Source organism: Dellaglioa sp. CoH-56-MRSF-14, from assembly GCF_056782115.1.
In genome coordinates this window covers 1-237 of sequence record NZ_JBXAYB010000140.1, presented here as the reverse complement: position 1 = coordinate 237, position 237 = coordinate 1, and the positions used below count along the sequence as shown (strand labels likewise).

1 protein-coding gene is annotated in these 237 nt (G+C 62.0%); it reads right to left on the bottom strand.

All coding sequences use genetic code 11. From position 1 onward, the window contains the following. A partial coding sequence (locus AC1RPX_RS08100; protein ID WP_481763386.1) for a hypothetical protein occupies positions 1 to 237 on the bottom strand: 237 nt, incomplete at both ends.

The following is a 237-nucleotide window of genomic DNA, read 5'->3' as shown; positions in this document are numbered from 1 at the left end:
GCCGTTAGCGGCCACACAGATTTGCGTCGAGGCCGAACCACCAGCAGCTGCCCAGTTCTTCGATGCGTCGAATTGCGAAGTGAACACCGTACCGCGCGTAATCACGCCGATTTGCTGGACGTAATCGCCAACGTAGCCGCCCGGCTGCACGTCACCGAACAAGACCCGGCGCTGCACTGCCGTCAGCGTGTACTCGTAAGTCACGGTAACCGTGTCGCCTGCCGTCAGGCCCGAGAC